The organism is Weissella paramesenteroides ATCC 33313 (assembly GCF_000160575.1).
Classification (GTDB): Bacteria; Bacillota; Bacilli; order Lactobacillales; family Lactobacillaceae; genus Weissella; species Weissella paramesenteroides.
Map to the genome: position 1 here is coordinate 17,338 of NZ_GG697136.1, position 9,366 is coordinate 26,703.

The window sequence follows — 9,366 nt, forward strand, 5'->3', positions numbered from 1 at the left end:
AAATCTTACCGATGAAAAATGCCATGTTAGTTACCTCTTACTTGTTATCGACAATCGTTCCGTTAGAACCTTGAACGGTAACCCAACCATGTTGCTTACGAGCCTCTGCTTCCATGTATTGGATAGTCTTGTCATTTACAGAATCATTAATTTTCTTATTGGCTTCTGCTTGTGCGTTAGCCTTTTCAATGGTTGCGTCAGCTTCACCCTTCGCCTTAGTCTTTGCAGCCTTGGCATCAGCTTCTGCCTGCGTGTTCTTTGTTTCAGCTTCTAATTGGGCTTTCTTATTGTCTTGGCCAGCTTTGATAATATCGTCAATTGACTTTTGTGTTTGTGGATCCAATGTTGGTGTTCCAAATGATAAATCTTCAATGATAAATCCTTGCTTATCGGCGCGTTCACGGAACATATCCAATAGCTTTGCTTGAACCTTAGTTGAATCAGAACCAACAACATCTAACAACGTGTATTGAGATAATACGGTACGTCCAGATGCAGTTAACTGTTGGTTTAACCAACCCTTTTCAATTGTTTCAATATCAACGTTTCCAAATTTCTTATAAACAGAAGTTGCCTTTGACGGATCCACATGATACGTAAATGTGATTGCTGTATCTGTTTTCTTACCGTCAGATGTTGCTAACGAAACTGTTTGCTTAACTGTTTGTGACTTAATTGGATATTGTGTAACCTTATCTAGCCCAACCCAGTGAACACCTTGTGTCAGTGCTTGATTGCGTACACCACCACTCATTGAATACTCGATACCAACGTTTCCATTGTCAACTTTCTCAAACGTCTTAAAACCTCCAATTGTAACTACTACACCAGCAATAGCGACAATCGCGCCTCCCTTAACCATCTTCACAAATGTACTCTCTTGCATGTTTTATTCCTCCGTAAGTAATCGTTTATATAATCGCTTGAAAAAAGCGTTTCGTTGTCTAAAAAGTAAAGCTCGACTAACACCAAACTTTATTGCTAACGAGACCATTGTCTCTTGTGTATGACGTTTGAAATACAATTCATTAATTAGTGTTTGCATTTCATCACTTTCACGACCAACCATGCGACGAATTGTCTTTTGATTGTGTGTCAGTGTATTTAATTTTTTATCATCAGCAACCTTGATTACTGTGCTTTCGAACGCGTGCGTGTTGTTATTCTGCATACGTCCACCACCAATATTTTCATCGGTTTCATTCCGCTTAACCATTAACTCGAATTCGGTACGTTTGATTTCCACATCAAGCTCTGGATAGCGTCTCAACCAAGCCGCAACTGTTGCTGTTTCTTTACTCGTCAAATCCGTAACCTACCAATCCTTCATTAATAATTTTCAAGGCATCTTCTGACGAACGTGCAATACCGTGAATAACTCCACGGTTGCTTAATGCTTGATGGAAAAATATCTGGTCTTTTCGTGGCCGACCAGTGGCAGTTTTAACTTCTATGTAGAACACCTGATTATCTGTCTTACGGAACCCATATAAATCAGGGTGTCCATTCGGTACGCCAGTCATGAACCAACGATCATCTTTAGTCAGAACTTTACCAGTGTTAATACGGAAAACAACGTGTCCGTCATGTTCAACTGCAGCACGAATAGCGTTTTGAATATCTTGTTCTCTCATGTTTACGTTAACGTTAACGTATACGTTAATGTTCTGGTATCTTAAACGTATACGATACACCCTCCTTCAACATAATTCCTTTGTATCCACGGCCTCTAGCTGTGCGTTTTGTTTTAAAGCGTTTAGCTAACTCACTACCTAACATCTTACGAGTTGGATAATCATCAGGTTCCTCACCAACAAATTGACCCCAAGCATTTGTAACGTCTGGACCTTCTACAAAACCAGCTTCATTTTCAATGAATGTTTCTTTGATAAATTCGCCAATCGGATCACTGCTTGAATGATATTTTTCGTTTGCTTGTTTCACTGCATAAGGAACGGGACCTAGTCCTTCGTTACGCCACTTAGTAGCAGCTTTAATAAGGTACCATAGAATTGCACCAGCTTCCGTTTCTAACTTATGACCAAGGTTAACGTCAACGTCTTCCTCTTTGATTGTTAAATTGAATGGTATGACGTTCGTACGACGCCAGATACCTTCGGACGTATCGTTAATTTGTGGTAAGTAGTTTGTATCAAAGAACGGTACACCAGCTGATTGGAACTCGTATGGACGATTGTATTTTTCATTGGCAACGAACGTGCCACCACCAGTAAGTTTCTTAATGATTGCTGCGTCTAACTTTTTATTCTGTGCAATCTCAGATACCGATACCAAACGTGCGCCACGCAAACGCGCTAACTCATCGTTATTGCTGGTACTTTTCTTGCCGTCGTCCATGAATGTATCTGGGTTAACAGCTGTTACGTAATCTCCTAAGGCGTTTTTAATTGCACTCATCAAAACACCTTTACCATTACGACCGTTACCGTATAGCAAGACGTATTCTTGTTCCTCACCATTACCGAACATTGAATATCCAACGAATTTCATCAGATAGTCAACCATGTCAGCGTCACCCAACATAACCTGATTTAGAAAAGTTTTGAATTCCTTAGGTTCAAGGTTTTTATCAGGCGCAATCAGCGTGCTCTTAGTGAAATATCGCTTAGGGTCATTGTCACTACGCTCACCAGTTGCTAAATCATAGACACCATCTGGTGTGTTAATAACACCAACTTCCTTATCGAATATATTGATGTCCACATTAACCATCGAGGCTAGTAACTTCTTAGCACTATTCAACCCTTTATCAGTACGTACCGACTTGGCAAATTTATGGAACGCATTAATTGCCGATTTTTTATCTTTTGAATAATTCTTCTCAGCAAGTTCTAAATCCTTTTGGTCTGGATAATTCTCGACGGTTGGTTCTGGTGGCATGATAGGTTCCTCAGTCTCAAGGATAATATCGCTGAGCTTAATAAACAATTTGTGTACCACACGCTCAACGTCACGTTTCCATACCGTTCCGTCGAATACCATAAACGTTGTCTCAGACTTTTCCGAATCAACATGTAACACCTTGTCGCCCCAACGTTCATAGAAACGTTCTGCCATTCCTTGATCAGTGTAATCATGGTGTGGATAAACCTTTTCTTCGTCACCGTTTCCAATCACAACTGAGAAAGCTTCTGTCTTAGGACGATACGTTTCAGTCACGTCAGTAATTGCACGATTAATCGTACCTTCACCATACGTTGACTTACCATGTTTCTCGTCCCATTTATCACGCATCAAACCAGAGTCTCGGAATATTTCGTCCATGAGATAACGGTCACGACCAGTCCAGAATGCTAATAGATTAACGAACGCTAGGTCAGCCTCCGATGCTGAACCATATTCGTCTTGCCAGTTACCGTCATAAAGCTTTTTAAAATTAGCACCACCATTAGATGCCAAAGCTTTTTCGATAACTTCTTCTTTAGTTAAATCGTTATGTTCAATCACAACATCTTCTAATCTAGGGCGTTCCTCTGGACGAATAAGCGTGTTATATACGTGGTCAATCATTTCTTGTCCGGGAGCATTAATAGTATCTTTGTGACCCATGATGCTCATACCAGTTAAAGCAAAGAAACGACCTGTGCTGTACATCTCAACAACTTTGTCACCGTCTTGGTTTTGACGCGACTTATCACCGGGCAAGGTACCTTTAGCAATGATATGAATGCCTTCGTGAGATTGTGACAATTCGGTATATGATCCCATTGCTTCAATTGCCATACCAAGTTGCGTAGTATTATAACCTTGTTCATACAAGTCAATCTCATCTTGGTAATGATCCATATCAATACCGAAAAACGGTGGCTTCAAAAAGAAAGCCAAACCGTCTGCATCAAAGATTTCCATGTTTGCTAAAGCTTCATCAAAAGTTGTCCATGTACGTTCATCAGTAGAACTAGCGTGTCGGCCAGTCATTGCACTGACAGGAATTTTCGTATAACGACTGCTCGTATCGTTCCATTCTTTACGATACAAGCCCCATTGATTAACTGACTTTAATTCTTCTGGTAAGTCTTGATAGCTCATGTAATCCTCTTTCTAAATTAACGTATACGTATACGTTAACGTTAACTTTAAAATTAAAATGGTAGATCGTCAGCAGAAATATTGACCTCTTCACCACCAGCGAATAAATCAATGCCATTAGCACGGTAATCTACTTGTGGGAACTTAGATACGTTGCGTGCCTTCACGCGCAAGTTCTCATATTCCTTACCTTGCCATGATGATTTCTCGTTCTTAACACGAACTCGTAGTGGCTTACCAACAAAGGCATCTAGGAAATCGCCAAAATCTTTAAATTCTTGTCCTTCATTTAATCCAGCAGCCTTAGCAAATCCCATTAAGATACTGTTGTTATACTTACCATCAACAGCTTGCGGATACATATCGTCGAAGATGTGTGCGCCACCGAAACGTTGATCAGTAATATCCTTACGAATAACTAAATCAAAATGTAGACGTGACTTGCCATTTGGATTAGTTCCTTCTTCGGCTTTCTTAACAACAACTTCATATTCACCATCAGCGATATTGTAGTCGTTATCATTTACTTCTGAAAAATCTAGCTTGAAACTCATTGTATAATTTACCTCTTTACAAATTTATGAACCCACCAGTTGTATTTCTTTGGGTATGGAATGTCTCTCATCGCAGCTTCACGCACAGCTTTATAAACTGAATGCTGCTTTGTTTTGGCTATCGCAAGTAAATCATCAAATGTTTTTGCATCTGAATACTCGCGATAATCCAAAGTAATTGTTTCTTTAGTAGGGGCTGATATTAATTGTTCCAGTTCCGTTTCTCGTTTAACTTCATATTGTCGTCTTGAGTTCGGTTCGAGGAACGTGAATTCTTCATTGAATTTTGGAACTGGTAATTTATCAAATCCCGATTGTTTGGTCTCACCATCTAATGACCAGTCGTGGTCAGTATCAGGAAAACCGTGTATTGCATAATTACCAACGTGATCAATAATCTTAGCGACTTTACCCGGAACGTATCGCATTGAACGCATAGCGAATTGAATGTACATTGATAGCGATTTCGTCGGACGTAGCTGAATAACAGTTTCAACATTAGGAACATCAACACCTTCCAAAAACAATTCCGCATTGGATAGTATCTTGATATCTCCGTCACGGAACGAATTCATTAACGCAGCACGCTCGTCCTTATGCGTTTTACCGTCAACGTGAGCAGCAGGTATGCCAGCATCATTAAACGCCTGTACAACTGCCTTAGAACTTTCCACATCAACTGCGTAAACAAATGCTTGCGTGTTGTTAGCTATTCTCTGGTAACTTTTAACAACATCACCGAAGATAACTTTCTTAGATGCCTCATGCATCGACTTATTCGTGTAATCACCGCGTGACACTTTCAAACTTTCTAAGTCAAACAGGGTAGGGGCATAATATTCAAACGGCGCTAATCGCTTATGTTCGATTAGCCATGACACTGACTTGCCAATCACCATACCGTCGGCTACATCTCTAAAACCTTCACCAGATAATCTAACGGGTGTCGCAGTAAACATTAACTGAACCACATTATCGAATTGTGCCAGCAAACGTTTATACGTAGCAGCTAAACTGTGGTGGGCCTCATCAACGAACACAACGTCAGGGTGGGTGAGCTTGTCTTTTTTTCGTTCGATTGTTTTAATCATGCCGACGTCCGCCAAGTCCATGTTTACACCATGCTTAGTAAAACTGTTCTTAACCTGATTGACGATTTCCACACGATGTACCACGAATAATACGCGGTTGCCCTTGTCGGTGGTACGCTTAGCAATTTCTGCCATAGTAACGGTCTTACCTGATCCAGCCGGGCTAACAACCATAACGTGTTTATGACCGTTAGTAAGTTCTTTATAAATCCCATCGATTAACTCCAGTTGGTAATCGTATAAACTAAACGTCAAACTTGAACAAGTCCTCACTAGACGACGCTGTTCGATTATCTAAACGATTCTTAGCGGTAACGAAATCATTACCAGAAAGGATAACGCCACGGTTACCAGTATCAGGATTAATCATCATACGACCGACCATATCGGTTAACCCAAGTAATCCGTTACGTGAGTTAGCACGAATTTCTGGAACAAACTTTTTAAATGTTTGACCACTTTCATTTGGTACATCATCATTGACTTCCCATGCGGTTACCAAAATATTGATTGGTAGCTCATAGATAACTGTCATGATACGTGCAAAATAATTCGTCCATTGTGAGTAGTGTTGCAGCTCATTACTAATACCGTTCTTAGACTCGCGACCTTTTTCAACGAACCAATCTTTCTCAAGGGAAGATACGTTATCAATCACTAATGTATCGAAATGATTTTCCTCGATAGTAGTGGGTATATCACGCAGCAATTCCTCCATTGATTGCGAGGGGTGTTGCCGATCAAACGGCACGATAAAAATGTTATCTTCACCAGCCAATACACGACTGGAATTATCTAAATCAACGACCAACGTCTTACCAGGCAAATTACGAATAGCTGACGTTTTACCAACGCCCGGCTTTCCATAAAGTAAGATGCGCCAATTGTTGATACGCTTAAGTCCCTTAGCAGGGGCGAAATTAATTGTCATTTAAAATACCTATTCTTAATTTTTGTAAACGCAGGAAATAAATCCAAATCCTTGGCGTATTGATCGAGCGTGCTAATACCAACGTTTAACTCATTGTATATCTGTAAGTAATTAGCATTTTGTAATACCAACTCACGGAAACGTTTCAAACGTCGTTCACGTTCGTTGCGTAGCTTCTCAGCACGTTTCGTAATGTTCCGTTCATCGTTATACCCAGTGCTTTTTCCTTGTGCAGGGCGCTCAACAACGGCTGTCAGATTAAGTTCACTTGCTTTATAAAACTTACCAGTGTGGATTTTACTTGGACCCATTGTCCCAACATCATAATCTCCCATTAACGTAATCCGAGTGTCTGATTATCCACAATGCGTGCTCCTGGCACTTCAATACCAGACTTAATTGCGTCCTTGATGTCAGCACGCTTTAATGAAACCTTGTATTCAGCATATTGTGGTGGTACAGATTCTTCATCGTCGATAACAACTTTTGAAGATTTACGATACTTGAATTTAAAATTACCGGCATCGACTTCATTCATACCAAATGTATACATCGCTTCATCAACAGCTGACATCATACGACTGATTTTATTTTCAATTGTCTTACGCTTTTCACTTAGCTGCTTTTCCTCAGCTTTCAATGCATCTCGGTCAGCCTCAAGATTACGAATAACATGCCCATAACCAATTAACTTGTCAGAACTTGCGTCACGAATTGCGTCCAAGGTATCTTGTTTTAACTCATCATCATCAATATCTGAATTATATAGTCGCAAAAAATCACCTTGCATTTCATATAAGTTCAATCTCGACACACTCCTTTCTAGAAAAAATCTTCCTCAGTTACTCGTTTAACGGTGACGATATTATCTTCTGTAAAATCCTCTACATCAGCTAAATCGTTCGATAGGGTACTGTATGAACCAACGGTTATCCAATACCAAATATCATCACTATTAATGAATTCTGATAAGGTCATGACGTTCTCCACATTGTCGTAAATGGTTGGTTCCTCTTTAGATAACCAATCCATATATTCATCTAGGGACATTTGTCACTCCTTGTGTTATAATTTATTAAGTTATCGTAAACGTATACGTGAACGTTAACGTCAACTTACAAGTAATAATATAAATCCAAACAGGTCAGGGAACTATCAAATATAAAGAATGCCAATAAAACAATTAATTTTATAAGAAAGGTCAATATTATGAACTCGGTAAAAGACTTCGACTTAAAAGAACGAATAAAAATTTTAGCTGAGCAGCAAGGAAAATCATTAGCGGACATCACAAAAGAATCTGGATATACGTCTGGACGTATTGGTAATTGGTCACAATTTTTTCCTGGCATGGCTCAGGTTGAACACATCGCAAGTTTGCTGGACGTATCGATATTAGATTTGTTGCCATACACGGCAGAAGATTTAGGAATTGATACAATACCAGAAACAACACCAAAAGGCGTGTTAATGACGACAGTAAACAAATCAAACTTAACGGACAGCCAGTACATCATATTAGTCGATTTAATTAAATCAATGGAGGAAGGTTAATGTCAGCAACCATAACAGCGTTTTATAACAACAAGGGTGGGGTAGCTAAGACGACATCAACAATTAATATTGCTGGGGAATTGTCTAAGCAACAAAAAAAGACCCTGATAATCGACGCGGATCCACAGGGGCATTCAACATTAAGTTTTGGATATGATGCAGACTCAATTGATGTTGAACTAGGTACAATGTTGTACAACAAGTTAGAAGGTTCACAAGCAAAAGAATACTTTATTCACATAAACGACTATCTCGATGTTGTACCAGCAAATCAAACGTTAGCCGATTTCATCGCCTCAAACCCAGAAGGGAACAATTACCTTAATGACTTCCTAAAAGGGCTGAGAGACGAATATGATTACATATTTATCGATATGGCACCGGCAGTCGACGTTATCCTAGCCAATGTGTTGAATGTAGTTGACGACTTAGTGGTATTATCTAGTCCACAACCATACGCAGTTCGTAATACCGAACGTACTTTAAACACAACTGACAGCTACAATGTACCAATTCGACGGATAGTTGCAACCATGGTGGATAAGCGTGTCAATACAGATAAAGAATTTCTAGAGCAGTTAAAGGAAATTGCAACAGAACATAACGTAAAGTTAGCTGATACGTATATTCCAATGCGTGCTGCATTCCGCGACAGTATGGGTAGGTATCAAATGCCGTTATCGCTAGTTGATGAACCTAGCTATAAAGAGGCACAACAGTATTATCATAAATTAACGAAAGAGTTGGGATATTAATATGGCTAAACCACAATTTCTAAGGAGACCAACAAACGTATTAAAGCAGGATCCACAACCTGAAAAAGAAGTGGATCTAAGAACTAAAAGCAGTGAGGAAACAGCAACCGAATTATTAGCTGTTAGAGCAACACCAACAGTTAAGAAATTATTAGATGATTTAGGTAGTGAACTTGGTGTTAGGCAGGGTGGTAGAAGAAAAATTATCGAAGACGCCTTGTTTGATTACTATGAAAAACAAAAAGATTAAGTTTAACGACTGGCTATCGCGTATGTGCAACTGCTAGTCGTTTTTTAACGCTATCCAAAACGCTCGCTGTACAAGTGAACTTAATGTACGACTAAATTATATCCAGAACCGATTGTTAGTATCCTGCAGTCACTTAGTAGCCTCAAGCCGGCAGGCATTTATCACTTACGTTCTTTTAAAA

The 9,366-nt window shown here is 39.5% G+C and carries 13 protein-coding genes; 3 read left to right on the top strand and 10 right to left on the bottom strand.

What is annotated here, in order from left to right:
• Positions 1-37: 37 nt before the first annotated feature.
• The 10 genes from HMPREF0877_RS09025 to HMPREF0877_RS09070 are packed head-to-tail and all read right to left on the bottom strand — an operon-like array spanning position 38 to position 7,676.
• Positions 38-886, bottom strand: coding sequence for an SPFH domain-containing protein (locus HMPREF0877_RS09025; protein WP_002829065.1), 849 nt, complete (start codon positions 884-886; stop codon positions 38-40).
• A 3-nt stretch (positions 887-889) separates the two neighbouring features.
• Positions 890-1,306, bottom strand: a complete 417-nt coding sequence (locus HMPREF0877_RS09030; protein ID WP_002829066.1) for a hypothetical protein — start codon at positions 1,304-1,306, stop codon at positions 890-892.
• Positions 1,296-1,634 (bottom strand): VRR-NUC domain-containing protein, encoded by a 339-nt coding sequence (locus HMPREF0877_RS09035; RefSeq protein WP_002829068.1) that lies wholly within the window; start codon positions 1,632-1,634, stop codon positions 1,296-1,298. Before HMPREF0877_RS09035 ends, HMPREF0877_RS09030 begins: the two co-directional genes overlap by 11 nt.
• 25 nt (positions 1,635-1,659) lie before the next feature.
• Positions 1,660-4,050: a phage/plasmid primase, P4 family gene (locus HMPREF0877_RS09040; RefSeq protein ID WP_002829069.1), complete on the bottom strand. Its 2,391-nt coding sequence runs from the start codon at positions 4,048-4,050 to the stop codon at positions 1,660-1,662.
• Between the two features lie 53 nt (positions 4,051-4,103).
• The gene (locus HMPREF0877_RS09045; protein WP_002829070.1) at positions 4,104-4,604 is read right to left on the bottom strand and encodes a DUF669 domain-containing protein; all 501 of its coding nucleotides are present in this window, start codon (positions 4,602-4,604) and stop codon (positions 4,104-4,106) included.
• Between the two features lie 8 nt (positions 4,605-4,612).
• Positions 4,613-5,950 (bottom strand): DEAD/DEAH box helicase, encoded by a 1,338-nt coding sequence (locus HMPREF0877_RS09050; protein WP_002829071.1) that lies wholly within the window; start codon positions 5,948-5,950, stop codon positions 4,613-4,615.
• Positions 5,940-6,626, bottom strand: a complete 687-nt coding sequence (locus tag HMPREF0877_RS09055) for an AAA family ATPase (RefSeq protein WP_002829072.1) — start codon at positions 6,624-6,626, stop codon at positions 5,940-5,942. Before HMPREF0877_RS09055 ends, HMPREF0877_RS09050 begins: the two co-directional genes overlap by 11 nt.
• Positions 6,623-6,961 carry a hypothetical protein gene (locus HMPREF0877_RS09060; protein WP_002829073.1) on the bottom strand — a complete coding sequence of 113 codons (339 nt, stop codon included), beginning with the start codon at positions 6,959-6,961 and terminating at the stop codon, positions 6,623-6,625. The genes HMPREF0877_RS09055 and HMPREF0877_RS09060 overlap by 4 nt, the downstream gene beginning before the upstream one ends.
• Positions 6,961-7,431, bottom strand: a complete 471-nt coding sequence (locus HMPREF0877_RS09065; RefSeq protein WP_002829074.1) for a siphovirus Gp157 family protein — start codon at positions 7,429-7,431, stop codon at positions 6,961-6,963. The genes HMPREF0877_RS09060 and HMPREF0877_RS09065 overlap by 1 nt, the downstream gene beginning before the upstream one ends.
• 17 nt (positions 7,432-7,448) lie before the next feature.
• Entirely contained in the window at positions 7,449-7,676 is a 228-nt protein-coding gene (locus HMPREF0877_RS09070) for a hypothetical protein (RefSeq protein ID WP_002829075.1), read from the bottom strand.
• A gap of 159 nt (positions 7,677-7,835) precedes the next feature.
• On the opposite strand from HMPREF0877_RS09070, the gene HMPREF0877_RS09075 reads away from it, so the two are divergent.
• Genes HMPREF0877_RS09075 through HMPREF0877_RS09085 form a run of 3 tightly spaced genes read left to right on the top strand, consistent with a single transcriptional unit; the run spans position 7,836 to position 9,185 of the window.
• On the top strand, positions 7,836-8,180 hold the full coding sequence (locus HMPREF0877_RS09075) for a helix-turn-helix transcriptional regulator (protein WP_002829077.1): 345 nt from the start codon (positions 7,836-7,838) through the stop codon (positions 8,178-8,180).
• On the top strand, positions 8,180-8,935 hold the full coding sequence (locus HMPREF0877_RS09080) for a ParA family protein (protein WP_002829078.1): 756 nt from the start codon (positions 8,180-8,182) through the stop codon (positions 8,933-8,935). The genes HMPREF0877_RS09075 and HMPREF0877_RS09080 overlap by 1 nt, the downstream gene beginning before the upstream one ends.
• A gap of 1 nt (position 8,936) precedes the next feature.
• On the top strand, positions 8,937-9,185 hold the full coding sequence (locus HMPREF0877_RS09085; protein ID WP_002829079.1) for a hypothetical protein: 249 nt from the start codon (positions 8,937-8,939) through the stop codon (positions 9,183-9,185).
• The last annotated feature ends 181 nt before the right edge of the window (positions 9,186-9,366 follow it).

Excerpts from the sequence above, each read along its gene's own strand:
- HMPREF0877_RS09080 (WP_002829078.1), top strand. The coding sequence starts at position 8,180 with ATGTCAGCAACCATAACAGCGTTTTATAACAACAAGGGTGGGGTAGCT.
- HMPREF0877_RS09075 (WP_002829077.1), top strand. The coding sequence starts at position 7,836 with ATGAACTCGGTAAAAGACTTCGACTTAAAAGAACGAATAAAAATTTTA.
- HMPREF0877_RS09085 (WP_002829079.1), top strand. The coding sequence starts at position 8,937 with ATGGCTAAACCACAATTTCTAAGGAGACCAACAAACGTATTAAAGCAG.
- HMPREF0877_RS09045 (WP_002829070.1), bottom strand. The coding sequence starts at position 4,604 with ATGAGTTTCAAGCTAGATTTTTCAGAAGTAAATGATAACGACTACAAT.
- HMPREF0877_RS09055 (WP_002829072.1), bottom strand. The coding sequence starts at position 6,626 with ATGACAATTAATTTCGCCCCTGCTAAGGGACTTAAGCGTATCAACAAT.
- HMPREF0877_RS09040 (WP_002829069.1), bottom strand. The coding sequence starts at position 4,050 with ATGAGCTATCAAGACTTACCAGAAGAATTAAAGTCAGTTAATCAATGG.
- HMPREF0877_RS09070 (WP_002829075.1), bottom strand. The coding sequence starts at position 7,676 with ATGTCCCTAGATGAATATATGGATTGGTTATCTAAAGAGGAACCAACC.
- HMPREF0877_RS09035 (WP_002829068.1), bottom strand. The coding sequence starts at position 1,634 with ATGAGAGAACAAGATATTCAAAACGCTATTCGTGCTGCAGTTGAACAT.
- HMPREF0877_RS09060 (WP_002829073.1), bottom strand. The coding sequence starts at position 6,961 with ATGGGAGATTATGATGTTGGGACAATGGGTCCAAGTAAAATCCACACT.
- HMPREF0877_RS09025 (WP_002829065.1), bottom strand. The coding sequence starts at position 886 with ATGCAAGAGAGTACATTTGTGAAGATGGTTAAGGGAGGCGCGATTGTC.